Raw genomic sequence first — 26086 nt, 5'->3', positions numbered from 1 at the left:
TCGCAGGACAGGGGGTGGTGGTCGGGTGCGTGCGGGGTGCGGTGCGGTCAGCCATGGAGCACCTCCATGATCCGGGCGGCGGCCTCGTCCTCGCTGAGGCCGTCCTCCAGCGCCTCCTCACGTGCTTCGAGCACGCGCTTGAAGTCGCTCGGCATCACCTCGGTGAATCGGGCGAGGGAGGCGTCCCAGTCGGCCAGCAGCGAGGTGGCCACGGCGGAGCCGGTCTCCTCGGCGTGCTGCTCGACCAGGCTCCTGAGCTCGTCGGCGGCCTTGCCGGTCACCGGGGCGAGCTCGACGAGCTCGGGGTTGACCCGCTGCTCGTCGAGGTCGAGCACGAAGGCGTAGCCGCCCGACATGCCGGCCGCGAAGTTGCGACCCGTGGGACCGAGGACGACGACGACGCCGCCGGTCATGTACTCGCACCCGTGGTCGCCGACGCCCTCGACGACGGCCGTGGCGCCCGAGTTGCGCACGCAGAACCGCTCGCCCACGCGACCGCTCAGGAACAGCTGTCCGGACGTGGCGCCGTAGCCGATCGTGTTGCCGCCGATGATCTGCTCGGCCGCCTCGAACGTGGCAGCGCGGTCGGGCCGGACGACCAGCCGGCCGCCGGAGAGGCCCTTGCCGACGTAGTCGTTGGCGTCGCCCTCGAGGCGCAGCGTGACGCCGCGCGGCACGAACGCACCGAACGACTGGCCGGCCGAGCCGGTGAGGGTGATGTCGATCGTGCCGTCGGGCAGGCCGTCGCCGCGGTAGCGCTTGGTGACCTCGTGGCCGAGCATCGTGCCGACGGTGCGGTTGACGTTGCGGATCGCGACCTGGGCGCGCACGGGCTCGCCGTTCTCGAGCGCCGGGGCGGCGATCGCGATCAGCTCGTTGTCGAGCGCCTTGGCGAGCCCGTGGTCCTGCGTCTTCGTGTTGCGCAGGTCCTGGTCCTCGAACTGGCCGAACTCGCCGTGCGCGGACGCCTGGTGGAGGATCGGCGTGAGGTCGAGCCCCGCGGCCTTCCAGTGGTCCACCGCACCGGCCACGTCGAGCGCGCCGACCTGGCCGATCGCCTCGTCGAGGCTGCGGAAGCCGAGCTCGGCGAGGAGCTCGCGGACCTCCTGGGCGATGAACTCGAAGAAGTTCACGACGTAGTCGGCCTGCCCGCTGTAGCGCTCGCGCAGCACCGGGTTCTGGGTCGCGACGCCGACCGGGCAGGTGTCGAGGTGGCAGACGCGCATCATGATGCAGCCGCTGACCACGAGCGGCGCGGTCGCGAAGCCGTACTCCTCCGCACCGAGCAGCGCGGCGATGACGACGTCGCGCCCGGTCTTGAGCTGGCCGTCGGCCTGCACCACGATCCGGTCGCGCAGCCCGTTGAGCAGCAGCGTCTGCTGCGTCTCGGCCAGGCCGAGCTCCCACGGTCCGCCCGCGTGCTTGAGCGAGGTGAGCGGGGAGGCACCGGTGCCGCCGTCGTGCCCGGACACCAGCACGACGTCCGCGTGGGCCTTGGAGACACCTGCGGCGACCGTGCCGATGCCGACCTCGGAGACGAGCTTCACGTGGATGCGCGCCGCGGGGTTGGCGTTCTTGAGGTCGTGGATCAGCTGCGCCAGGTCCTCGATGGAGTAGATGTCGTGGTGCGGCGGCGGACTGATCAGGCCCACGCCGGGCGTGGAGTGCCGGGTCTTGGCCACCCAGGGGTAGACCTTGTGGCCGGGCAGCTGGCCGCCCTCGCCGGGCTTGGCGCCCTGCGCCATCTTGATCTGGATGTCGTCGGCGTTGGTGAGGTACTCCGAAGTGACGCCGAACCGGCCCGACGCGACCTGCTTGATCGACGAGCGGCGCTCGGGGTCGTAGAGGCGGTCCGGGTCCTCGCCGCCCTCCCCGGTGTTGGACTTGCCGCCCAGCCGGTTCATCGCGATCGCGAGGGTCTCGTGCGCCTCCTGGCTGATGGAGCCGTAGGACATCGCGCCGGTGGAGAACCGCTTCACGATCGCCGAGACCGGCTCCACCTCGTCGATGGCAACGGGCTCGCGGACACCGTCCTTGAAGGTGAAGAGCCCGCGCAGCGTCATCAGCCGCTCGGACTGCTGGTTCACCCGGTCGGTGTACTGCTTGAAGATGTCGTAGCTGCCGGTGCGGGTGGAGTGCTGGAGCCGGAAGACCGTCTCCGGGTCGAAGAGGTGCGGCTCGCCCTCGCGACGCCACTGGTACTCACCGCCCACGGCGAGCTCGCGGTGCGCCGGCGTGATGCCGCGACGGGGGTACGCCGTCGCGTGGCGGCGGGCCACCTCCTCGGCGATCGTGTCGAGCTCGATCCCGCCGAGCTTGGACGTCGTGCCGGTGAAGTAGCGGTCGATGACGGCCTGGGACAGGCCGACGGACTCGAAGATCTTCGCGCCGGTGTAGGACGCGACCGTCGAGACGCCCATCTTGGACATCACCTTGAGCACGCCCTTGCCGAGCGCCTTGATCAGGTTCGCCACCGCCTTGTCGGCGTCGACCTTCACGTAGTAGGCCTCGCGGGCGAGGTCCTCCACCGACTCCATCGCCAGGTAGGGGTTGACCGCGGCGGCGCCGTAGCCCACCAGCAGCGCCACGTGGTGGACCTCGCGGACGTCGCCGGCCTCGACCAGCAGGCCGACCTGGGTGCGGGTCTTCTCGCGGACGAGGTGGTGGTGGACGGCGCCGGTGAGCAGCAGCGACGGGATGGGGGCCAGCTCGGCGGTCGAGTGCCGGTCGGAGAGGACGATGATGCGCGCGCCGTCGGCGATGGCCGCCGACACCTCGGCACACAGCTCGTCGAGGCGGGCCTCGAGGGCCGCTCCCCCGCCCTCGACGGCGTACAGGCCGCGCACGACGTGGACCTGGAAGCCCGGCATGTCGCCGTTGCGGTTGATGTGGCGGATCTTGGCCAGGTCGTCGTTGGAGAAGACCGGGAACGGCAGCACGATCTGGCGGCACGACGCGGGGGTCGGCTGGAGCAGGTTGGCCTCGGGGCCGATGGACCCGCTCAGCGAGGTGACGAGCTCCTCGCGGATCGCGTCGAGCGGCGGGTTGGTGACCTGGGCGAACAGCTGCGAGAAGTAGTCGAAGAGCATCCGCGGCTTCTCGCTCAGCGCGGCGATCGGCGTGTCGGTGCCCATCGACCCGAGCGCCTCGCCCCCGGTGTTGGCCATGGGGCTCAGCAGGACCCGCAGCTCCTCCTCGGTGTAGCCGAAGACCTGCTGGCGGCGGGTGACCGAGGCGTGCGTGTGGACGATGTGCTCGAGGTCGTCGATGTCGTCGAGGTGGATCAGCCCGGCGTGCAGCCACTCGTCGTACGGCTGCTCCGCGGCGAGCTGGCTCTTGATCTCCTCGTCCTCGATGATCCGGTGCTCCTCGGTGTCGACGAGGAACATCCGGCCCGGCTGCAGGCGGCCCTTGCGGACGACCGTGGCGGGGTCGAGGTCGAGCACGCCGACCTCGGAGGCGAGCACGACGAGGCCGTCGTCGGTGACCCAGTAGCGCGAGGGGCGCAGGCCGTTGCGGTCGAGGACGGCGCCGATCTGGGTGCCGTCGGTGAACACGACGCAGGCCGGCCCGTCCCACGGCTCCATCAGCATGGAGTGGAACTCGTAGAACGCACGGCGCTTGGCGTCCATCTCGCGGTGGTTCTCCCACGCCTCCGGGATCATCATCAGCACGGCGTGGGGCAGCGACCGGCCGGCGAGGTGCAGCAGCTCGAGCACCTCGTCGAACGACGCCGAGTCCGAGGCGCCGGGCGTGCAGATCGGGAACAGCCGCTCGAGGTCGCCGGGGATCAGGTCGCTCTCGAGGAGCGCCTCGCGGGCGCGCATCCAGTTGCGGTTGCCCATCACGGTGTTGATCTCGCCGTTGTGGGCGATGAACCGGAACGGGTGCGCCAGCGGCCAGCTCGGGAAGGTGTTGGTGGAGAAGCGCGAGTGCACGACAGCCATCGCCGAGGCGACCCGCTCGTCGGTCAGGTCGGGAAAGACCTGGTCGAGCTGGTCGGTGGTGAGCATGCCCTTGTAGGCGAGGGTGCGCGAGGAGAGCGACGGGAAGTAGACGTCGGTCTCGGACTCGGCGCGCTTGCGCAGGCAGAAGGCCCGCCGCTCCAGTGCCATCCCGCTGACCCGGGCGCCACGGCCCGCGACGAAGACCTGCGCGAAGCTCGGCATCACGCTGCGCGCGGTCGCGCCGAGCGTGCTGTCGTCGACCGGCAGCTCGCGCCACCCGAGGACCGTGAGGCCCTCCTCGTCGGCGAGCTCCTCGATGCGCCGGCGGGTCTTGGCCACCGCGTCGTCGTCACCGGGCAGGAACGCGGTGCCGACGGCGTACGCCCTCGCGGGCGGCAGGTCGAAGTCGACGACCTCGCGGAGGAAGGCGTCGGGCACCTGCATGAGGATGCCGGCGCCGTCGCCGGAGTTGACCTCGGCGCCCGCGGCGCCGCGGTGGTCGAGGTTGCGCAGGGCGGTGAGCGCCTTGGCCACGATGTCGTGGCTGGCCACACCGGTCAGGGTCGCCACCATGGCGACACCGCAGGCGTCCTTCTCGTGGCGAGGGTCGTAGAGACCCTGCGCGGGAGGGAAGTTCGGCGGGAATGCGTGCATGGAGGCATTCTCCCGTCGTCGTCTCCGCGCGTCGCGGACCTGGATCTCGCTGGGTCCACGACGGGCGAGGGGGTGGAAGTTACCGCTGGGGACGACGTTGGCCCGAGCAAGACGGAACCTATCACCGGCAGGCGCCGCCGGCGCCCCGTGTGTCAGGCCGTGGGACCGGCGGGGCGTCCGTCCTCGGTCTGCTCGGCGCCCTCGACGTCGTCGGTGTGCTCGGTGTCGGTGTGCTCGGTGGAGTCCGCGTCCCGGGTGCGCTCGGCGTCCTCGACCTCGGGCTCCCGGGTGCGGACCACCTCCTCGCGGCCGGGGTGGCGCACGGCGGACCAGATGAACCAGGCGGTCGCGAGGACGAAGAGCACGATGGAGGTCCACACGTTGAGGCGCAGCCCGAGCACGTCGTCCATCTGCACGTCGTCGATGCGGAGGTTCTCGATCCAGCCGCGGCCGAGCGTGTAGAGCATGACGTAGAGCGCGGCCACCTGCCCGTGGCCGAGGCGGAAGCGGCGGTCGAGCCAGATGATGAGCGCGAACGCCGCGAGGTTCCACACGCACTCGTAGAGGAACGCCGGGTGGTACGTCGCCTGGTCGAGGTACTGGGCCGGGCGGTGGGCGACGTCGATCTCCAGGCCCCACGGCAGGTCGGTGGGGCGGCCGTAGAGCTCCTGGTTGAACCAGTTGCCCCATCGTCCGACCGCCTGGGCGACGAGCACGCCGGGGGCCAGCGCGTCCACCAGGGGCAGCAGCTTGATGCCCTTCAGCCGCGCGCCGATGCACAACCCGACGGCGCCGAGGGCGATCGCCCCCCACACCCCGAGACCGCCGCGCCAGACGTAGAGCGCGGTGATCGGGTTCCGGCCCTCCCCGAAGTAGAGGTGCCAGTCGGTGATCACGTGGTAGAGCCGGCCGCCGACCAGCCCGAAGGGCACGGCCCAGATCGCCAGGTCGCTGACCTCGCCGGCGGTGCCGCCGCGGGCGACCCAGCGCCGCTCGCCGATCCAGATCGCGAGCACGATGCCGAGGATGATGCTCAGCGCGTAGCCGCGGATCGGGACCGGCCCGAGGTTCCACACGCCGTCGGCGGGGCTCGGGATGGACATCAGGGTCACGAGGGGCGATCCGACGAGGGCCGGCACGGTCAGCATGGGGAGCATCATCCTTCGTCGAGCAACATCGTGACGTCGTGGGCCAGCTGGGCCTGCGACACGTCGTGGTCCCACATGAGCGGCGACTCGTCGTCGGCGTCGATGGCGTAGACGCGGGTGCCGTGGGTGACGTCGTAGCCCCCGCTGGGCAGCTTGTCACCCTTGTCGATCCCGACGGCGAGGCTCTCGCCGACCTCGACGATGTCGTCGAGGTCGCCGGTGAGGCCGATGATGCTCGGGTCGAACGCGCTGACGTAGTCCTCGGTCACCGCCTCGTCGTCGCGCGCCGGGTCGGTGGTCACGAAGACGACGTCGAGCCGGTCCTTCTGCTCGTCGTCGAACCGCGTGAGGGTGCCGGCGAGGGTGGCCATCACCTGCCCGCAGATGTCGGGGCAGTTGGTGTAGCCGAAGAAGACGAGCGTGAGGTCCTTGTCGGTGTCGTCGGTGAGGCTGAAGGCCTGCCCGTCGGTGTCGACGAGCGGGGTCGACGACACCTCGAACGGCGGGTCGAGGACGGTGCCGGTGAGCTCGTTCGACTCCGCTCCCCCGCCGCAGGCCGCCAGCAGCGCGAGCAGCGGGACCGCGGCGAGTGCCCTAGCGCGCACGTCGTACGCCCTCCGCGAGGTCGGCGGTCAGGCCGCGCAGCGCCTCGAGCCCGGCAGCCTCGTCGCCCTCGTGGTCGAGCAGGCAGCGGACGAACGCCGATCCGACGATCACGCCGTCGGCGAACGCGGCCACCTCGGCGGCCTGGTCGCCGTTGCTGACCCCGATGCCCACGGCCACCGGCACGTCGCCCGCCGCACGGACGCGTCCGACGAGCGGGCCGGCGAGGGCGGAGGTCGCGTCACGTGCGCCGGTGACACCCATGACGGCGGCGGCGTAGACGAAGCCGCGGCTCTCGTGGGCGGTCATCGCGACGCGCTCGTCGGTCGAGCTCGGCGCGACCAGGAAGACCTTGTCGAGGTCGTGCGCGTCGGCGGCCGCGATCCACTCCGAGCCGTAGTCCGGGGTGATGTCGGGCGTGATCAGGCCGGCGCCCCCGGCCTGCGCCAGGTCGGCGGCGAACCGCTCGACCCCGTAGCGCTCGACGGGGTTCCAGTAGGTCATCACGAGGGTGGGCACGCCGGTCGCGGCGACCTCCTCCACCACGCGCATGACGTCGGCGGTGCGGACGCCCCCGTCGAGGGCGGCCTGGGCGGCGGCCTGGATCGTCGGGCCGTCCATGACGGGGTCGCTGTAGGGCAGGCCGATCTCGATCGCGTCGCAGCCCGCCTCGACCATCGTCCGCATCGCGCGGATCGAGCCCTCGACACTCGGGTAGCCGGCCGGGAGGTAGCCGATGAGGGCTGCCCGGTCCTCGGCGCGCGCCTTCTCGAAGGCGCTGGTCGTCGAGGTCACTGCACGGCCTCCTCGGACGCCTGCTCGAGGTCGGCGTCCGGGCCGAGGTCGGCGTCGCCGAGGCCGAACCACTCGATCGCCGTGCCCATGTCCTTGTCGCCGCGGCCGCTGAGGTTGATGATCACCGTCGCGTCGGGACCCTTCTCCTCGCCGAGCCGCTTGGCCACGTCGAGCGCACCCGCGATCGCGTGGGCGGACTCGATGGCCGGGATGATCCCCTCGGTGCGGCTGAGCAGCGCCATCGCGTCCATGGCCTGGGCGTCGGTGACGGGTGTGTACGTCGCCCGCCCGGCGGCGGCGAGCCACGAGTGCTGCGGACCGACGCCGGGGTAGTCGAGGCCGGCGGAGATCGAGTGGGACTCGATCGTCTGGCCGTCGTCGTCCTGGAGCACGTAGGTGCGGGCGCCGTGGAGCACCCCCACCTCGCCCGCGTGGATGGTGGCGGCGTGCCGGCCGGTCTCGACGCCGTCTCCCCCGGGCTCGAAGCCGTGGATCTCCACGCCCTCGTCCTCGAGGAACGCGGTGAACAGGCCGATGGCGTTGGAGCCGCCGCCGACGCAGGCCGCGACGGCGTCGGGGAGGACGCCGTACTGCTCCAGGCACTGGGCGCGGGCCTCGTCGCCGATGCCGCGGCAGAAGTCGCGCACCATGCTCGGGAACGGGTGCGGGCCGGCGGCGGTGCCGAAGAGGTACGCGGTGTGGTCGACGCTGGCGACCCAGTCGCGCAGCGCCTCGTTGATCGCGTCCTTGAGCGTCGCGCTGCCGGACTCGACCGGGACGACCTTTGCGCCGAGGAGCTGCATGCGGGCGACGTTGAGCGCCTGGCGGCGGGTGTCGACCGCGCCCATGTAGACCGTGCAGTCGAGGTCGAACCACGCAGCCGCGGTGGCGCTGGCGACGCCGTGCTGCCCGGCCCCGGTCTCGGCGATCACCCGGGTCTTGCCCATCCGCCTGGTCAGCAGGGCCTGGCCGAGCACGTTGCGGATCTTGTGGGCGCCGGTGTGGTTGAGGTCCTCGCGCTTGAGCAGCACACGCGCCCCGACCAGCTCGGAGAGCCGCTCGGCGTGGTAGAGCCGGCTCGGCGTGCCGGCGTAGTCGCGCAGCACCCGCTCGAAGTCGGCGACGAAGGACTCGTCGGCCATCGCGCCCTGCCAGGCCTCGGTCAGCTCGTCGAGCGCGGCGACGAGGGCCTCGGGCATGAAGCGGCCGCCCCACGTCTCGCCGAAGTAGCCACGCTCGTCGGCGTCGTACCTGCCGGTCCCGCTCGTCTGCTTGCTCGCCTGGACGTTCGACTGCACGCTCACGGTGCCGTCACTCCTGTCATCGCTCGTACGGCGGCCTCCGGGTCGCCGTCCTTGACCAGTGCCTCCCCGACCAGCACCACGCCTGCTCCCTCGGAGACGAAGCGCTGGACGTCGGCGACACCCGAGATGCCGCTCTCGGCGACGAGGACCGCGTCGCCCTGCAGCTGGGGAGCGAGGCGGCCGAACACGCCGGGGTCCACCTCGAGGGTCTTGAGGTTGCGGCTGTTGACGCCGATCAGCTCGGCGCCGAGCGCCAGCGCGCGCTCCGCCTCCGCCTCGTCGTGGACCTCGACCAGCACGGTCAGCCCGAGGGCGGTCGCCTCGTCGTGGAGCCGGCGGAGGGTGTCGTCGTCGAGCGCGGCGACGATCAGCAGCGCGAGGTCGGCGCCGGCAGCGCGGGCCTCGACGAGCTGGTAGCCCTCGACGATGAAGTCCTTGCGCAGGATCGGCGTCTCGACCGCGGCGCGCACGGTGCGGAGGTCGTCGAGGCTGCCGCCGAAGCGGCGCTCCTCGGTCAGCACGGAGATCGCCGCGGCACCGCCACGGGCGTAGGCCTTCGCGAGGGACGCCGGGTCGGGGATGTCGGCGAGGGCACCCTTGCTCGGGCTGCGCCGCTTGACCTCCGAGATCACGCTGGACCCGGTTGCGCGGAAGTGCGGCATCGGGTCGCGCGGCGGCGGGGCGTCGGCGAGGCGGGCTCGCAGGTCACCGAGCGGGAGCGAGGCCTCGCGGCGGGCGAGGTCCTCGCGTGCTCCCGCGACGATGTCGTCGAGGACGGAACCGGTCGCTGGCATGACCTCAGCCTCTCACCCGGGCCCAGTCCGTCCGGGGCCGGTGCCCAGTGGACGGACGTGCCCCGTGGCAGGCTGTGGCGCTCAGTGCTCGGAGGAGTTGAAGCCGAGCTTGGAGAGCACGAGGAACAGCGGGAACGCGACGACGGCGATGATGATGCCGATCCAGAGCAGGGTCATCTGGGTCGGGACCTGCAGCAGGGCGACGCTGCCCACGACGAAGCCGAGCATCGCGATCGCCACAGCGGTCCAAGCAGCGGGGGTGTTGCCGTGGCCAGCAGCCATCGTTGGTGCTCCTTCGTCGGTCGAGCCGGGGTCGTGCGGTGTGCGCGACGAGTCTAGGCGGTCGGGTCCCGGCCCTCGTCGAGGGCCTTCCAGATGTCGATGTTCTCGGCGGGGCGGCCACCGGCAACGGCGTCGTCGGTGGCGTGCGCGCCCGTGGGTGCGTCGTACCTGGTGCCCATCTCGGGCCAGGTGCGGACGAGGCGGAGCGCCAGCCCCGTCGAGGCGAGCACCAGGAGGGCGGCGACGACGGCGAGCCAGTACCAGCCGGTCAGCGACGTGTCGTCGAGGGTGGCGCCCGTCCGCCGGCGCACCTGCTCGACGAGGTGGTCCGGCAGGGTGAACGGCGCCCACACGACGGTCGCGGCGTAGCCGAGCGCGGTGAGCGCGCCCAACGCGGCGATCCCACGGCGGAACCGGCCTCGTGTCACCAGCAGGACGCCCCAGCAGGCCAGCACGACGAACGCGAGGGCCGTGCCGAGCGGGGAGGTCGCGATCTCACCCACGGCCGTCATCGCCGTGGAGGTGGACGCGTCCACGGAGGAGTCGGCGCCGGCGCCGGAGACCCAGGGCTTGCTCGCGGCCCACGCGGCGAGTGCGGCGGACGCGACGCCGAGGAGGACGACGGGACCGAAGGTGCGCCGTGGCTTCGCGGGTGGCGCCTCGCCCTCCGTCCCGGGCTCAGTCATCGACCCGGTGCACGAGGTCGGCGTCGAAGCAGGTGTGGTCGCCGGTGTGGCACGCGTCGCCGACCTGGTCGACGACGAACAGGAGCGTGTCGCCGTCGCAGTCGAGGCGGACCTCCTTGACCCACTGGACGTGTCCGGAGGTGTCGCCCTTGACCCAGTACTCGCGCCGCGAGCGCGACCAGTACGTCGCCCGCCCGGTGTCGATGGTGCGGGCGAGCGCCTCGTCGTCGACCCAGGCGAGCATCAGGACCTCACCGGACCCGTGCTGCTGGACGACGACCGGGACGAGGCCCTCCGCCGTGTGCCGCAGGCGGGCGGCGATGGCGGGGTCGAGGGTCGAGGGTGGGGTCGTCACGGGTCCATCGTCTCAGCCTCGCGGGCACGCCACGTCTCCGCACACCGCTGCGTGACAGGTCCGGGCGCCGCGAGGTCGCGGTCGTCCCACCGGGCGATGGCCTGGACGTCGCGCGTGGTGGAGACGAGGAACGCCTCGCTCGCCCCTGCCTGCACGTCGGCCAGCGGCTCGTCGACCTCGACCGCGCCGCACCACTCGATGACCAGCTCGCGGGTGATGCCGGCGAGGCAGCCCGACGCCAAGCTCGGGGTGCGCAGCTCGCCGTCGACGACGTAGAACACGTTGGAGCCGGTGCCCTCGCAGAGGTTGCCGGCGGTGTTCGCGAAGACGGCCTCCGTGCCGCCGTGGCGCTGGGCGTGGGCCAGCGCGATCACGTTCTCGGCGTAGGACGTGGTCTTGAGCCCGGCGGTGGCACCGTTCTCGTTCCGCGTCCACGGGACGGTCACGACCGCGGTCTCGGACGCCGCGTGGTCGATGGCGCTGTAGGCCACCACGAGGGTCGCCGGTCCCCCGCCACGTCCCGACCCCATCGGCTGCGGGCCGGCGGTCCAGGTGATCCGCAGCCGACCGATCGCCTCGTCGCCCGCACCGTCGAGCACGGCCGCGACACCCCGTCGTACGTCGTCGAGGTCGGGCGCCGGCAGTCCGAGTCCGGCGGCACTCCGCTCGAGGCGGGTCAGGTGCCGGGTCAGCGCGAACGGCACGCCGTCCAGGGTCTTCACCGCCTCGAACACCCCGTCGCCGACGGTGAACCCGTGGTCGGTGACAGCGACGGCCCCCTGGGTCGGGTCCGTCAGGAGGTCACCGTCGATCCACGCGCGCATGGCGTCACTCTAGGGGCGCCTCCCGGGGCGCCTCCCGGGGCGCCGGACGGGAGCACTGGGGCGGGTGGGACACCCTGGACGGGGGGCCGATTTTGGCGCCGCGTCGGCCATGGGCTACTGTTCCACTCGCACTCAGGGCCGGTGAAACGGTCAGGGATGCAGGCGGACATAGCTCAGTTGGTAGAGCGCAACCTTGCCAAGGTTGAGGTCGCGAGTTCGAGTCTCGTTGTCCGCTCGGAAGGTCTCCCCCGTTCATTTCCGGAACCTCCACGGTGGGTTGGCCGAGAGGCGAGGCAACGGACTGCAAATCCGTCTACACGGGTTCAAATCCCGTACCCACCTCGCAGTCACAACTCAAGACCTGGGCGATTGGCGCAGCGGTAGCGCGCTTCCTTGACACGGAAGAGGTCACTGGTTCAAACCCAGTATCGCCCACCAGCACGACGAGAGGCCGGCTTCCCCACGGAAGCCGGCCTCTCGCTCATGTGGGGTCACACGGTCGTGGCGAAACGCTCCCAGACGCGGTGCGCCGACAGGAGCGTCAGCAGGTCGTCCGCGACGTCCGAGCCGGTGTCGCCGGTCGTCACCCCGGCACCACCGATGCCGAGCGCGTCGAGGACCGCACGCCCGTCTCCTGCTGCTGCCACCGCCTTGCTGTGGCGGAAGCACTCCTCGACCAGGAGGTCGACCCGGGGGTCGGTGGCCACGGCCGCGGAGCCGCCCGCCTTGGAGTCGCGGGCGGGCACGGCGTCCGGTGCGGGCGGCGCGGCGCCGGCGACGACCACCGCGTCGAACTCCACGGACCGGGCGGTGGCGAACGTCCGCTGCGCCACCAGCCCGTCGCCCAGGTCGCCGCCGTGCGGGCCGATGAGGAGGGGCAGGAGGCCGGCCGCGAGGAGCGCCTCGCGCAGCTGGGCGACCGACCCGAGGTCGCCGGCGGGGTCCACGACGATGCCGACCATCCGCCCGTCGGTGGGCCACGTCTCCCCCACCTGCGACAGGGCCGGGCTCGGGTCGGGCTCGTCGTAGCGCACGGTCCGCTCCGGGGCGGGGAGGCCGAGGCCCTGGGCCACCCGGGCGCACAGCTCGTCGTCGATGTTGGCGAGGGCGAGGAGCTGACGCTCCTTGATCGCCTGCTCGTAGCACTTGCCGAGCTCGAAGGTGTAGGCGAGGACGATGTGCTCCTGCTCGACCGGGGTCATGCTCTTCCAGAACAGGCGCGCCTGGCTGAAGTGGTCGTCGTACGTCGCCGGGTTCTCGCGCACCTTCGACGCCTCCGGCACGGTGACCGGAACGTCGACGAACGCGCCCTCGTCGGCACCCGCGAAGAACGGGCAACCGCCGTCGAGCGAGTTCGGCTTGTACGGCGCGACGCCGCCGTGGACGGCCTGCTGGTGGAAGCCGTCGCGGTGGTTGTCGGCGACCGGGGCGTGCGGGCGGTTGATCGGGATCTGGTTGAAGTTCGGCCCGGCGAGCCGGGTGAGCTGGGTGTCGAGGTAGGAGAAGTTGCGGGCCATCAGCAGCGGGTCGTCGGTCCCGTCGATGCCGGGCACCAGGTGCCCGGTGTGGAACGCGACCTGCTCGGTCTCGGCGAAGAAGTTGGTCGGGTTCCCGTTGAGCGTCAGGGTGCCGATCACCTGGACGGGTGCGAGCTCCTCCGGGACCAGCTTGGTGGAGTCGAGCAGGTCGATGCCCTCGAACATCTGGTCCGGGGTGTCCGGGAAGGTCTGGATGCCGAGGTCCCACTCGGGGAAGGCGCCGGACTCGATCGCGTCGTAGAGGTCGCGGCGGTGGAAGTCGGGGTCCAGGCCGCCGATCAGCTGGGCCTCCTCCCACACGAGCGAGTGGACGCCGAGCCTGGGCTTCCAGTGGAACTTGACCAGCGTCGTGCCGCCCTCGGCGTCGACGAGGCGGAACGTGTGGACGCCGAAGCCCTCCATCGTGCGATAGCTGCGCGGGATGCCCCGGTCGGACATGTTCCACAGGGCGTGGTGCTGGGCCTCGGTGTGGAGGGAGACGAAGTCCCAGAACGTGTCGTGCGCGCTCTGCGCCTGCGGGATCTCGCGGTCCGGGTGCGGCTTGCCGGCGTGGATCACGTCGGGGAACTTGATCCCGTCCTGGATGAAGAAGACCGGGATGTTGTTGCCGACCAGGTCCCAGTTGCCCTCGCGCGTGTAGAACTTCGTCGCGAACCCGCGGGTGTCGCGGACCGTGTCGGCCGATCCACGAGATCCGAGCACCGTGGAGAAGCGCACGAAGACCGGGGTCTCCTCACCCTTGGCGAACACGGCTGCCCGGCTGACCTTCGACGCGGCGCCGTTGGCCACGAACACGCCGTGCGCACCGGCTCCGCGCGCGTGGACCACGCGCTCCGGGATGCGCTCGTGGTCGAAGTGCATGATCTTCTCGCGCAGGTGGTGGTCCGACAGGAGCGTCGGGCCCCGCGGGCCTGCCTTGAGCGAGTGGTCGCTGTCGCCGATGCGGACACCGGTCGCGGTCGTCAGGTAGGCGCCCTGCTGGGCGCTCGCGGTCGACGGGTCCGCGCTCGGCGCGCCCGTGGGCGACATCGGCGTGGGCTGCTGCTGGTCCGCCTTCGGCGGCGGCACCTCACGCGGCGTGGTGGGTTCCTCGAGCGTCGGCGGCTCGCTGCCGGGGGCACCCGGGACGGGCTTGTCCGTGAGGGACACGGCGTCAGCGACGGCCTCGGCGGCCTTGACCGCCTTGCCGGCCGCCTTCTTCGCCGCGCCTGCGGGCTTCTTGGCTGCGGACTTCTTGGGGCACATGCGGGCTCCTCGAGATGGGGTGCGGACGAGGCCCCCCGTACCCCCACCGCCTCGAGGGATGCGCCGTCGCCGGACGCCCGAACCCGACGGGCGTCGCCCGCGCCGAGCCCGGCGTCAACCCTTGTAGGGCTTCTCCTCGTGTCGCGGATCCAGGCTCGGGTAGCCGGCCTTGGGCTCGAGTCCCTCGGGCTGGGGTTCGCGGTCCCCGGGGCTCTGCTCCGGCGGCACGCTTCCCTCGGCGTCCACCACCGAGGTGTCCCGTACGCCGTCGGTCCCCTCCTGCCCCGGCCCGGCATGACCGACACGTTCGCTGCTCGAGCCCATGCCGCCCGCTGCACGCTGCGGACCGGCCGAGCCCGGTGTGGATGCGCGTTCCTCGGACGCGGCCTCGCGCGCGGCGTCGTCGTGACTGGTCATGGGTCCTCGCTCCTCACTCGTGGTCGCGGTCCCGTTCCCACGGTGCTGGGTGCGCATGTGCCCCGGCCGGAACGAGCGCGCTGTCGGGGCAGGGCTGTCCCGGCCCGGTCCGTCCCCGGTCCGGGCCGGTGCGCACGCCGGCCGGGTCCGTGCGGCAGACTCCGGACATGGCCGACGACGCGACCACGGCGCGCTGGGCAGGACGCGTGGGCGTCGTCCTGGTCGTCGCCGGCCTCTGCCTCGGCGCGTACGTCGCCTGGCAGGTGTGGGGCACCAACGTCGTCTCGCAGCGCACGCACCGCGCCCTCGTCGACGAGGTCGAGCAGGCGTGGGTCCGCGACGTCGGCAACGCTCCTGCGAAGGGCCCGGAAGCCGTCGAGACCACCCACGGGTCGGTGTCGGCGATCGTGCGGATCCCACGCTTCGGCGACGACTGGGCCGTGCCCCTGCTCGAGGGCACCAGCGACGAGGTCCTCGCGGCGGGCTTCGGCCGGTTCACCTCCGGTGCCGGACCGGGCGGGCGCGGCAACTTCGCCCTGGCAGCCCATCGGGTCACCCACGGCGAGCCCCTGCGTGCGATGCCGGACCTCGAGCCGGGCGACGAGGTCGTGGTCGAGACGCGGACCTGGACGTACACCTACGTCCTCGACACCGGCGGGGACGACCTGACGGTGCCGTTCACCGCCGGCTGGGTGCTCGACGCGCTCCCGCGAAACCCCGACGGCGGCACGCAACCCGCGCAGGAGCCGGGCAGCCGGCTGCTCACCCTGACGACCTGCTCGGAGCTGTTCCACACCGACGACCGACTGGTGGCCTTCGGACACCTCCGGTCGAAGGAACCGAACCGGGCCTGACGGCCGGGCGGCACCCCGCGGTGCTCTGTCGACCGTCAGCGGCCCCCGCTCACGCGCGACCGGCGTACGAGCCAGAGCCCGAGCGCCAGCAGCAGGACGCTGAGCGCCGTCAGCGGCACCACGCCGGCGGGGAGACCGGTGTCGGGAAGCACGCCGTCGTCCCCCTCGGTGTCGCCGGCGTTGCCGCCGCCATCGCTGCCGCCGTCGGGCGCGTCCTCGGCGAGGACCTCCACGGCAGCACCGTCCTGGACCTGCACGTTGCCGGCGTCGGGCGTGGACGTCGAGGCGACGGCCACGTTGGGCACCTCCCCCACGGCGTCGTCGTCGATGACAGCGACGAGGCGGAGGGTGCACGAGGCGCCCGGCGCGAGCGATCCGAGGAGCGCGGTCAACCGGCCGTCGGTCGTGCTGGTCTCGCCCCCGCCCTCGACGACCTCCGCGGACACGAGCGTGAGGTCCTCGTCGAGTGCGTCGACCACCCGGACGTCCGTCGCTGTCGAGGGACCCGCGTTGGAGACGGTGATGGTGTAGGTGATCCGGTCACCGGGCGCGGCACGGTCGACCGATGCGGTCTTGCTGATGCGCACGTCCGGACAGACCTGCACCCGCGCGCCCGGTCGCGACGCGCAGCCGCTGCCCGGGCCCTCGCTGACCTGGTCGACGTTGTCGGTCTCGTCGGGGTCGGGGGTGGCCGCGGAGACCGACGCCACGTTGGTCACCTCGCCGGTGTACGCCGGGGAGACCGCCGCGACCAGCGTGACGGTGGCGGCGTCACCGGGTGCCAGGCGCGGCAGCGTGCAGGTGACCCGCTGCCCCTCGACGTCGCAGGACCCACCGCCGGTCATCACGGCCGACCTGGCCGACAGTGCCTCGATGAGCGTGTCCGAGACGACCACGTCGCGTGCGGTCGACGGGCCCTGGTTGCGCACGGCGAGGGTGAAGGTGACGTCCTCGCCGGCGACCGGGCGGGCCGGCGCCATCGCCTTGTCGATCGAGAGGTCCGCGCGCGGGGCTGCCGTGCCCCCCGTGCTCGCCTCGTTGTTGCCGGGCGTGGTGTCGGTCGGCGAGGTGACGCGCGCGGTGTTGTCGACCGCGCCGGTGTGGCCCGCGGGGAGCACGCCGCTGATCGTGACCGCGGCGGACGCGTCCGCCGCCAGGTCGCCCAGCTCGCAGCGCACCAGGTTGCCGGTGGAGACGGTGCAGGTGCCGCCGCCTCCGGTCACGGTGACGTCGGTCAGGTCGTCGAGGAGGTCGTCGGTGACCAGGACGTCCCGCGCGAGCGACGGTCCGGCGTTCGCGACCCGGACGTCCCAGCTGATCCGCTCCCCGGGCACCGGTGCCGACGTCGACGCGGTCTTGGTGATGGACACGTCGGCACGGCCGTCGACGGTCGCCTCGGCGGTGGCGCTGTTGTTGCCGGGGGTGTCGTCCGTGGGGGACGCCACCGCGGCGGTGTTGTCGAGCGCGCCGACGTAGGTCGCCGGGACGCGTCCGGTCAGCGTGACGACCACCTCGGCGTCGTCCCCGGTGGCCGGGAGGTCGCCCAGGTCGCAGGTGACCACGTTGTCCGTCGACACCGTGCAGGCGTCGGGGTCGGAGTCCGCGGTCGCGGTGAGGTCCCTGATCTCGTCCTCCACTTCGTCGGACACGGTGACGTCGCGCGCGACCGAGGGACCGTCGTTGGCGACGACGACCGTCCAGGTGACGTCCTCCCCGGCGACGGGGCGGCCGGGGTCGACCGACTTGGCGATGCGGACGTCGGCCCGGGGGGCGGACGTGCCGACGGCGGTCGACTGGTCGTTGTCCGCGTTGTCGTCGGGTGTTGCCGAGTCCACCGACGCGGTGTTGGTCAGGTCGCCGGTGAAGTCGGCGGGAAGTGTCGCGGTGATCGTGATGGTGGCGACGGAGCCGGCGCCGGAGGGTGCGAGGTCGCCGAGCTCGCAGGTCACCGCGTTGCCGGTCCCGACCGTGCACCGGTCGGGATCGCCGTCGGCGCTCACCGTCACGTCGGTGACTGCGTCGGGGACGTCGTCGGTGACCACGACGTCGCGCGCCACGGACGGACCGTTGTTGCTCACCGCGACGGTCCAGGTGACCTCCTCCCCCGGCACCGGGGCGGCGGGACGCAACGACTTCGTGACGCCGACGTCCGCGCGCCGAACGGCGGTGTCGTCCGTGGACGCCGAGTCGTCGCCGGTCGTGTCGTCGGTAGGCGAGGCGATGGTCGCCGTGTTGTCGACCTCACCGGAGTAGTCCGCCGGCAGCCGGCCGCTGACGGTGATCGTCTGCGAGGTCCCCGGGCCCAGGTCACCGAGCGCGCACGTGACCGCGTTGCCGGTCCCGACGGTGCAGCGGTCGGCCCCCTGCCCCGTCGTGGCGGTGACATCGGTCAGGGCGTCGAGGACGTCGTCGGTGACGACCACGTCACGAGCGACCGACGGACCGCCGTTGGCGGCCGTCACCGTCCAGGTGACGGTCTCCCCGGGCACGACCTCGTCACCGGAGAGGGACTTGGCGATCGAGACGGCGGCCCGGGGGTCCGCGGTGGCCTCCGCGGTCGCCGAGTTGTCCGAGGCGTCGGTGTCGTCCGGCGCGGCGACCACCGCGGTGTTGTCCAGGTCGCCGGTGAAGCCGGCCGGCACCCGGCCCACGAGGGTGACGACCACGGTGTCCGGCGCCGCGAGGGTGCCGAGCTCGCAGCGTACGGCGTTGCCTTCCCCGATCGTGCAGGCGTCGGCTCCGCCGCCGACCGTGGCGCGCAGCCCGGAGATCTCGTCGACCACGTCGTCGGTGAGGACCACGTCGCGCGCGACGGACGGGCCGGCGTTGGAGATGGTGACGGTCCACGTGACGTCGGCGCCCGGCACCGGGCTCGCGGGGCTGACGCCCTTGGCGACGGACACGCCGGCCCGCGGCTCGGCGGTGGCGACGACCGTGTCGGAGTCGTCCGAGGGGTCGGCGTCCGGGGTGTCGGAGGCGACGGATGCTGTGTTGGGCAGGTCACCGGTGAACGTCGCCGGCAGCCGTCCGCTGATGGTCACCGTCGCGGTCGCGCCGGCGCCGGTCGTCGCGAGGTCACCGACCTCGCAGCGGACGGCGTTGTCGGCGCCCACGGTGCAGGGCGCGCTCGCCGTGACACCGGTGAGCGCATCGGCGACGTCGTCGGTGATCACCACGTCCTGCGCGACCGAGGGTCCCCCGTTGGTCACCGTCACCGTCCAGGTGATGGTCCCGCCTGGGGCGGGCGTCGGCGTGGACGCCGTCTTCACCACGCGGAGGTCGGCCCCCGGGGCGGTTGCGGGCTCGGCGGTCGACGAGTCGTTGACGGGGGTGTTGGTGTCGGTGGGCGAGCTCACCGTGGCCGTGTTGCTCAGCGGGCCGTCGAGGTCCGCGGGCACGTCGCCGGTCAGGGTGATCACGGCGACCGGGTCGTCGGACGGTGCGAGGTCGCCGAGCTCGCAGGTGACCTGGTTGTCCGCGCCGACAGTGCAGGGGGACGAGGCGGTGAGGTCGGTGATGCGGTCGTCGACGTCGTCGCTGACGACGACCTCGCGCGCCACGGACGGGCCGGTGTTGGTCACCACCAGCGTCCACTCGACCGGCTGACCCGGGACCGGGTTGCTCGGCGACACCGTCTTGACGATCCCGACGTTGGCGTCGGGAGCGGCCGTGGCGGTGGACGTCGCCTCGTTGTCGGACGGGTCGGCGTCGTCGGTCGAGGACGCGACCTGGGCCGTGTTGGACAGCGTGCCCTCGAAGTCGGGCTCCAGCGTGCCCGTGAGGGTGATGGTCTCGCTGGCGCCGTCGGCGAGGGTGCCGAGCTCGCACGTCACGGCGTTGTCGGACCCGACGCTGCAGGGGGCGGACGCCTGCAGGTCGGTCACCGCGGCCGGCACGTCGTCGGTGACGACGACCCCGCGCGCGGTCGAGGGCCCGGTGTTGGTGACGACCAGCGACCACGAGACCTCGCTGCCCGGGACGGGCGGGGTGGTGGTGAGCGTCTTGGTGACGGCCACGTCGGCCACCGGCGCAGCCGTGCCGGTGACCGTGTCGGAGTCGTTGTCCGGGACCGGGTCGGCCGTGGTCGTCGAGACGGCGGCCGTGTTGCTGAGGGCGCCGGTGTAGTCCTCGGCCAGGGTCCCGCTGATGGTGACGACGACGGTGGCGCCCGCGCCGGTCGCGGGCAGGTCGCCCAGCTCGCACCTCACCAGCCCCGTGTCGCCGGCGACGGTGCACGGGTTGGCCGTCGCGCCGGTCCCGGCGGTGATGCCGGTGAGCGCGTCCGCGACGTCGTCGGTCAGCACGACGTCACGCGCGGTCGACGGACCGTTGTTGGTGACGACGAGAGAGAACGTGACGTCCTCGCCCGGCACCGGCTGGAGCGGCGTCATGCTCTTGACGACGGAGACGTCGGCCGCTGGCGCCGCCGTGCCGCCCGCCGAGTCGGAGTTGTCGCTCGGGTCCGGGTCGTCCGTCGCCGAGTCCACAGCTGCGGTGTTGTCGAGCGCGCCGCGGAAGTCCTCGGGGAGCTCGCCGGCGATCGTGATCGCCACGCTCGACCCGGCGCCGCCGGCGGGCAGGTCGCCGAGGTCGCAGGTGACGACGCCCCCGGCACCCACCGTGCACGGGTTCGGGGTCGCCCCGGTGGTCGCGGTCACGGAGGTGAGCGCGTCGGGCAGGTCGTCGGTCACCACGACGTCACGCGCGACCGAGGGGCCGCTGTTGGTGACCAGCAGCCTCCAGCTCACCGGTTCGCCGGGGACGGGCGGGTCGGTGACGAGCGTCTTGGTGATCGCCACGTCCGCCGATCCGGTCGGCGTCGTCGACACGGTGTCGCTGTTGTCGGTCGGGTCGGGGTCGGGGGTCGTCGACGACACCTCGGCCGTGTTGACGAGGGTGCCGGTGAAGTCGGGGGGCACGTCGGCGGAGAGGGCGACGACCGGGTTGCCCTGGAGCCCGAGGTCCCCGAGGGCACAGGTCACCACGTTCCCCTGCCCGACGGTGCACGGTGCTGCACTGCCACCGACGGTGGCCGTCACGCCGGTCAGCGCGTCGTCCACGTCGTCCGTGACGACGAGGGACCGTGCCGTGGAAGGGCCGGCGTTGTCCGCGGTGATCGTCCACGCGACGCGTTCGCCGGGCACGGGCGGGCCGTCGACGAGCGCCTTGTCGACCGACACGTCGGCGCTGGCGCCGATGACGGTCGCGACGGACGACTCGTTGTTGTCCGCGGCGCGATCGATCGTGTCCGAGCTCACCCGGCCGGTGTTGGTCAGGGTGCCCGTGAAGCCCGGCGCGACGGTCGCCGTGACGCTGCCGATCACCGCCTCGGGCAGGTTGGCGCGGAACACGGGACCGTTGCAGAAGACGGTCGGCGCCGCCGGGTTGTCCACGGTGCCGGGATTGACGGGCTGGCGCAGCTCGCACTCGGCCGTGGCCGGCTGGCCCTGGAGCGTCGGCGTCCGGATGACGACGTCGGTCAGGCCGCTCGGCAGCTGGTCGATCAGCTGGGGGTTCAGGGCGTCGGAGGGGCCGTTGTTGCGCACGGCGAGCGTGTAGGTGATCCGCTGCCCGGCGACCGGCGTGGGGTCGTCGACGGTCTTGACGATCTCGAGGTCGCTGATGCGCGAGATGCCGGACGTCGCCGTGGCCGCGTTGTTGCCGGGGGTCGGGTCCGACGTCGCCGTCTCGACCCGCGCGGTGTTGGCGAGCTCGGTGCCGGCGTACGACGAGGCGAGCGTGCCGGTGATGCTGATGACCCGCTGACCCGGCGGACGGTCACCGAGGTCGCAGGTGACCTGCTGCCCCGCGACGGCGCAGGGGGTGGCCGTTCCGTGGAACGCCGAGGTGATCGTGACCGCTCCTGGCACCGTGTCGGTCACCACGATGCCGCGGGCCGTGGACGGTCCGGCGTTGTTGACGACGATCGTCCAGCTGACGGGGCGCCCGGGCACGAGGCTCTCGCTCCCGGCGGTCTTGGTGAGCTGGACGTCCGCCTCGGCCACCACGTCGACGGTGGCCCGGGCCGTGTTGTTGCCCGGCGTGGGGTCGGTGGTCGGGGAGGACACCTCGGCCCGGTTCTGTCGGGGCCCGGCCGCCGCACCCGGGGCGGTCCCGGCGACGACGGTCACGGTCACCGGCGCACCCGGCTCGACGTCGCCGATGTCGCAGGTCAGCTGCTGGCCGGTGATGGCGCAGGTGCCGGACGTGGTGGTCGCCGAGGCCGGCACGACGCCCTCCGGCAGGTCGTCGGTCAGGTCGACGGCGCTGGCGAGCGACGGCCCGTTGTTGACGACGGTCAGCGTGTAGGTGACGCCCTCACCGGCGGCGACCTGGTCGTCGGAGGCGGTCTTGAGGACGGCGAGGTCGGCGCTGGGGGCCACCTGGCTGGTGACGCTCGACTCGTTGTCGGCCGGGGTGGTGTCGCTGCTGCTGGTCACCGCGGCGGTGTTGGCGAGGGGCGTACGCCGGTCGGGGTCGACCAGCACCCGGATGCGGGCCGTCGCGCTCGCTCCGGCCGGGAGCAGGTCCCGGCGGCAGGTGACGACCTGGCCGGACACGGTGCAGCCGCCGCCCTCGATGGTCGCCTCGACGAAGGTCAGGTCCCCGTCGAGCGCGTCGGTGAGCACGACGTCGCGCGCGTCGGAGGGCCCGTCGTTGCTGACGGTGAGGACGTAGAGCGACTCGGCGCCGGGCACCAGGGTGGCCGGCACGGCCTCCTTGGTGACGCTGACGTCGGAGTCCTCGGTGAGCGTGACGGGCTGGTCGTCGGTGTTGTCGGCCGGATCGGGGTCGCTCGTGGACGACGAGACGCTCGCGGTGTTGACCTGCTCGACTCCTCCGAGGAGTCCGGCGTCGAACGTGCCGCGCACGGTCACGGTCGCCTCGGCGCCCGGCGCGAGGGTGCCGACCGGGCAGGTGACGACGCCGCGCTCGGCCGAGCAGGACGCCCCCGTCGCGCCGCCGAAGGTGACCCCGGACGGGAGCGAGTCGGTGAGCTGCACGTCCGTCGCGGTCGACGGGCCGTCGTTGCGCACGACGAGGGTCCACTCCCCCTGCTCGCCGGCCGCGACGGTGTCGGTCCCGGTCTTCGTCACCGACACGTCGGCGCTGCGCACCACCTCGACGGTCGCCGACGCGGTGTTGTTGTCCAAGGTCGGGTCGGTCGGCGTCGTCGAGCTGACGTCCGCGTCGTTCACGAGCGCCCCGGCCGTCGCGCCCGGAGCGACGGAACCGGTGATGGTCACGACGAACGTCGCACCGCTGGCCAGGGACGGGACTGTGCACGACACGTCGTTGCCCACGGGTACGGCGCAGGTCGCGCCGGGGGTCGTGGTGCTCGCGCTGACCCCGGTGACCCTGGCGCCGATGGTGTCGGTGATCGTGACGCCGGCGGCGTCGGAGGGACCGGCGTTGCGAGCGGTGAGCTGGTAGGTCACGGACTCGCCCGCGACGACCGGGCCGGGCGACACGGTCTTCGTGAGCCTCACGTCGGCCTGCGCCGTGGTGGGCAGGGTGTAGCTCGCAGCGTTGTTGGCACCGACCGGGTCGGGGGTGGGCGAGGAGGCGCGGGCGGTGTTGGTCACCCCGCGGCCGCTGCCGTTGGCCGGTGTCTGCGCGCGCACGGTGACGGTGGCGCTCGCGCCGGGTGCCAGGTCGCCGACCGCGCAGGTGACGGTCGCCGCGGCGACGGAGCAGGTTCCTTGGTCCGAGCTGGACCCCTGGTACGACAGCGGCGCCGGCACGTCGTCGACGACGGTGACGGATCGCGCGACCGAGGGGCCGTTGTTGGTGACGACGATGCTGTAGGTCGCCACCGCGCCGTCGGTGACCGGGCCGGCCGACTTGGTGACGGCGAGATCGGCGCTGGCGGTGACGGGCGCGCTCGAGGTGCCGGTGTTGTTGCCCGGTGCCGGGTCGGTGGTCGGCGAGGAGGCGGTGGCGGAGTTGGCCAGCGTCCCGGTCGCGCCGGGCGCGAGGTCGCCGTCGATCGCGACCTGGACCGATCGGCCGGCGGGGAGGAGGCCGAGGTCGCACCGCACGCGACCGGCGTCGACCGTGCACGACCCGGCACTGGGGGTGGCGGACACGCCTGTGACGGCAGCGGGGACCGGGTCGTCCAGCGTCACCTCGGTGGCGTCGGAGGGACCGTCGTTGCGAACGGTCACCAGGTGCCGCACCGGGCGGCCGGCGACGAGGGGCGAGGTCACGGTCTGCTTGGTCACGACAAGGTCGGCGCGGGGGGCCTGGGGGGTGACGGTGACGGACGCTGCGTTGTTCGACGCGTCGGGGTCGGGCGTGGTGGAGACGACGCGCGCAGAGTTGGTGAGCGCCGTGGACGGTGCGCCCGACGGGACGTCGGCCACGACGGTGACGGTCGCCGACTCGCCCGGGTCGAGCCCGGCGGCGGTGCAGGCGACCTGGCTGCCGGTGACCTCGCACGTCCCGCGGTCCGTGGTCGCCGAGCGGACGGACAGCCCGGCGGGAAGGCTGTCGGTCACCGTGACGCCCGCGGCGCGCGAGGCCCCGCTGTTGGTGGCGACGAGGGTGTAGGTGACGGCCGTGCCCGGCACCGGGTTGGTGGGCGAGGCCGACTTCGTGAGCCCCACGTCCGCCTGACGGGTGACGGCGGTCGTCGCAGAGGCGTTGTTGTTGCCCGGGTCGGGGTCGGACGTCGCGGCACTCACACGGGCCACGTTGGTCAGCGTGGTCGCGACCGAGCCGGGTGGGACGCGTACGACGACCGTCACCGTCGCGGTGGCCCCGGACGCGATGGCGCCGATGTCGCAGGTCAGGGTTCCGGCCGCCGCGGAGCAGGCGCCGGAGGCCGGGGTGCTCGAGACGAGCGTGACGCCCTCGGGGAGGGTGTCGACCACCTGGACCGCGGAGGCGGTCGACGGGCCCGCGTTCCGGGCGGTGAGGGTGTAGGACACCTGGTTGCCCGCCAGCACGGTCTCGGGCGTCCCCGACTTGGTGAGCGAGACGTCGGCCTCCTCCGCGACCGGGGTGGCGACCTCCGCGGTGGAGTAGGTGTAGTCGCGGCCGATGGTCTCCGCGCGGTAGGTGAGGACGCCCGTGTTGCGCAGCGTGGCACCTGCCGACTGCGCGTCGACCCGGACCCGGAACGTGGCGGTCGTGGTGGCGGACGGCGCCAGGCGGCCGCCGGCCGCGGCGGTGGCGCCGGTGCCCGTCCGCAGCCGGACGGTGCGCGTGGCGGCGTCGTACTCGCCCTGGTCGTCGCCCGCCGCGTCGGTCTTGGCGCCCTGGTTGGCACCGGCGGTCACCCGCAGCGACCCGGGCACGAAGGTCGTGCCCGTCGGGAGCGCGTCGGTCAGCACGGCACCTGTCGCGGCGTCGTCCCCGGTGTTGCTGAAGGTGAGGGTGTACTCGAGGACGTCACCCACCTTGGCCGGGGCGTTGCCCGAGAGGTTGGTGACCGACTTCGTTCCCTGGATCGTGGGCGCGTACAGGTCGATCTGGGTGGTCAGCGCCGCCGGGTAGAAGAAGTCGCCGGTCGAGGCGAAGCGCAGGTTGGCCGAGGTCGCCCCGTTGGGGATCACGCCCGGTGCATCGACCACCTTCGCGTCGAGGCCCAGGTTGTTGAGCGAGGCGGGATTGCGGTTGGCGAGGTTGGCGCCACCGCTCGTGATCCGGCTGCCGAAGAAGTTGGCCGACGGGCTCTGCGCGTCGGCGAGACGGTTGGTGCCGACCTGGAAGTAGTCACCGGTGATGCCCGCATCGCCTTCGTAGGTCACGCTGCCGAACCGGGCGCCGACGGCGCCGCTGGGAGGCGCAAGGAAGCCGGAGATCGTCGTGTCGACGTTCTCGTTGGTGACGACGGTGGCGTAGCCGTTGAAGATCGTGAGGTCCCGCAGCGGTGCGGCGGGATCCTCCAGCGCGACCACGAGGCTCCACCCGGCGTAGCGGTCGACCCCGGTGGCTGCCGAGATGTCGGCGCCCCAGTACGTGCCGGCACCGGCCGAGCGGACCAGGTCGGTCACGTTGCGGTAGGCGGAGTAGTCCTGTGTCGAGCTGGTCTGGTTGTCGAGCTGCTGGGCCGTCAGGGTCGTGTAGGACGCCGCGCCGGGGGTGCGGAAGCGGATGTTGCCGACGGTCCCTGTGGCGGCCGTGCCGCCGGTGCCGGCCGTCCGGGCGCCACCCCAGTAGAGGCCGGCGTGCAGCACGCGCGCTCCCGGCGGGATGGTGAGGTTGGCGGACGACGACCGCGTGGTGGTGGCGTCGGCGTCGGTGTCCAGGGGCACCATCGTGAAGTTGTTGTTGCTCGACGACACGGCGCCGGTCTGGGCCTGTTGGCACGCCGCGGTGGCTCCGCAGGTGAAGACGGTGTTGCCGGTGACCTGGATCGACCCGTTGGTCTGTTGCGAGAAGACCGTGGTGAACGGGCGGATCACCGCGGCATCGGCGCGCTCGGCAGGCGCCACGACCGTGAGCGCCAGGCTGACGGCGACCAGGAGGAGTGCTGCGCCAGCGCGCAGCCACGTGGAAACCGTCCGAGAGGCAGGCATCGCGTGTGTCCTTCACGTGTCGAGTGAGCCCGCCGGCGACGACACGCGCGCGCCGTCACTCCCTCCCACGGGACTGCCACATTCCAGTAACAGAACGGAACTCAACCGAACGGC

14 protein-coding genes and 3 tRNA genes are annotated in these 26086 nt (G+C 72.6%); 4 read left to right on the top strand and 13 right to left on the bottom strand.

What is annotated here, in order from left to right; all coding sequences use genetic code 11:
- Positions 1-47 precede the first annotated feature (47 nt).
- The 10 genes from gltB to AC3A3L_RS15280 form a co-directional block, all read right to left on the bottom strand.
- A complete protein-coding gene (gene gltB / locus AC3A3L_RS15325) occupies positions 48-4601 on the bottom strand; it encodes a glutamate synthase large subunit (protein ID WP_487640902.1) in 4554 nt (1517 codons plus the stop codon).
- A 152-nt stretch (positions 4602-4753) separates the two neighbouring features.
- A complete protein-coding gene (gene lgt, locus AC3A3L_RS15320; RefSeq protein WP_487640901.1) occupies positions 4754-5749 on the bottom strand; it encodes a prolipoprotein diacylglyceryl transferase in 996 nt (331 codons plus the stop codon).
- 8 nt (positions 5750-5757) lie between these two features.
- Positions 5758-6354 carry an SCO family protein gene (locus tag AC3A3L_RS15315; RefSeq protein ID WP_487640900.1) on the bottom strand — a complete coding sequence of 199 codons (597 nt, stop codon included), beginning with the start codon at positions 6352-6354 and terminating at the stop codon, positions 5758-5760.
- Positions 6344-7147 carry a tryptophan synthase subunit alpha gene (gene trpA, locus AC3A3L_RS15310; protein ID WP_487640899.1) on the bottom strand — a complete coding sequence of 268 codons (804 nt, stop codon included), beginning with the start codon at positions 7145-7147 and terminating at the stop codon, positions 6344-6346. The genes AC3A3L_RS15315 and trpA overlap by 11 nt, the downstream gene beginning before the upstream one ends.
- Complete coding sequence (trpB, locus tag AC3A3L_RS15305; protein ID WP_487641198.1) at positions 7144-8445, bottom strand: tryptophan synthase subunit beta; 1302 nt, start codon at positions 8443-8445, stop codon at positions 7144-7146. The genes trpA and trpB overlap by 4 nt, the downstream gene beginning before the upstream one ends.
- 2 nt (positions 8446-8447) lie before the next feature.
- On the bottom strand, positions 8448-9245 hold the full coding sequence (gene trpC / locus AC3A3L_RS15300; protein ID WP_487640898.1) for an indole-3-glycerol phosphate synthase TrpC: 798 nt from the start codon (positions 9243-9245) through the stop codon (positions 8448-8450).
- Between the two features lie 81 nt (positions 9246-9326).
- A complete protein-coding gene (locus tag AC3A3L_RS15295) occupies positions 9327-9527 on the bottom strand; it encodes an HGxxPAAW family protein (RefSeq protein ID WP_268111052.1) in 201 nt (66 codons plus the stop codon).
- A 53-nt stretch (positions 9528-9580) separates the two neighbouring features.
- A complete protein-coding gene (locus AC3A3L_RS15290) occupies positions 9581-10213 on the bottom strand; it encodes a Trp biosynthesis-associated membrane protein (RefSeq protein ID WP_487640897.1) in 633 nt (210 codons plus the stop codon).
- Positions 10206-10568, bottom strand: a complete 363-nt coding sequence (gene hisI / locus AC3A3L_RS15285; protein WP_487640896.1) for a phosphoribosyl-AMP cyclohydrolase — start codon at positions 10566-10568, stop codon at positions 10206-10208. Before hisI ends, AC3A3L_RS15290 begins: the two co-directional genes overlap by 8 nt.
- Complete coding sequence (locus tag AC3A3L_RS15280) at positions 10565-11392, bottom strand: aminotransferase class IV (RefSeq protein ID WP_487640895.1); 828 nt, start codon at positions 11390-11392, stop codon at positions 10565-10567. Before AC3A3L_RS15280 ends, hisI begins: the two co-directional genes overlap by 4 nt.
- Before the next feature lie 162 nt (positions 11393-11554).
- On the opposite strand from AC3A3L_RS15280, the gene AC3A3L_RS15275 reads away from it, so the two are divergent.
- The 3 genes from AC3A3L_RS15275 to AC3A3L_RS15265 all read left to right on the top strand — a co-directional run bounded on the left by AC3A3L_RS15275 (position 11555) and on the right by AC3A3L_RS15265 (position 11830).
- Positions 11555-11627, top strand: a tRNA-Gly gene (locus AC3A3L_RS15275).
- A 36-nt stretch (positions 11628-11663) separates the two neighbouring features.
- Positions 11664-11734 (top strand) — tRNA-Cys (locus AC3A3L_RS15270).
- A gap of 21 nt (positions 11735-11755) precedes the next feature.
- Positions 11756-11830 (top strand) — tRNA-Val (locus AC3A3L_RS15265).
- A gap of 53 nt (positions 11831-11883) precedes the next feature.
- Here AC3A3L_RS15265 and AC3A3L_RS15260 read toward each other — a convergent pair.
- Both AC3A3L_RS15260 and AC3A3L_RS15255 read right to left on the bottom strand, forming a co-directional pair.
- The gene (locus AC3A3L_RS15260; protein ID WP_487640894.1) at positions 11884-14175 is read right to left on the bottom strand and encodes a catalase; all 2292 of its coding nucleotides are present in this window, start codon (positions 14173-14175) and stop codon (positions 11884-11886) included.
- A gap of 114 nt (positions 14176-14289) precedes the next feature.
- Positions 14290-14592: a hypothetical protein gene (locus AC3A3L_RS15255; protein ID WP_487640893.1), complete on the bottom strand. Its 303-nt coding sequence runs from the start codon at positions 14590-14592 to the stop codon at positions 14290-14292.
- Positions 14593-14759: 167 nt separating this feature from the next.
- On the opposite strand from AC3A3L_RS15255, the gene AC3A3L_RS15250 reads away from it, so the two are divergent.
- Positions 14760-15446 carry a class E sortase gene (locus AC3A3L_RS15250; protein ID WP_487640892.1) on the top strand — a complete coding sequence of 229 codons (687 nt, stop codon included), beginning with the start codon at positions 14760-14762 and terminating at the stop codon, positions 15444-15446.
- Between the two features lie 35 nt (positions 15447-15481).
- Here AC3A3L_RS15250 and AC3A3L_RS15245 read toward each other — a convergent pair whose 3' ends face one another.
- On the bottom strand, positions 15482-25972 hold the full coding sequence (locus AC3A3L_RS15245) for a DUF7507 domain-containing protein (protein ID WP_487640891.1): 10491 nt from the start codon (positions 25970-25972) through the stop codon (positions 15482-15484).
- Between the last annotated feature and the right edge of the window lie 114 nt (positions 25973-26086).

This window comes from Nocardioides sp. Soil_C_8 (genome assembly GCF_057656315.1).
The sequence above is the reverse complement of the archived record's forward strand: the minus strand, read 5'-3'. Positions and strand labels throughout refer to the sequence as shown.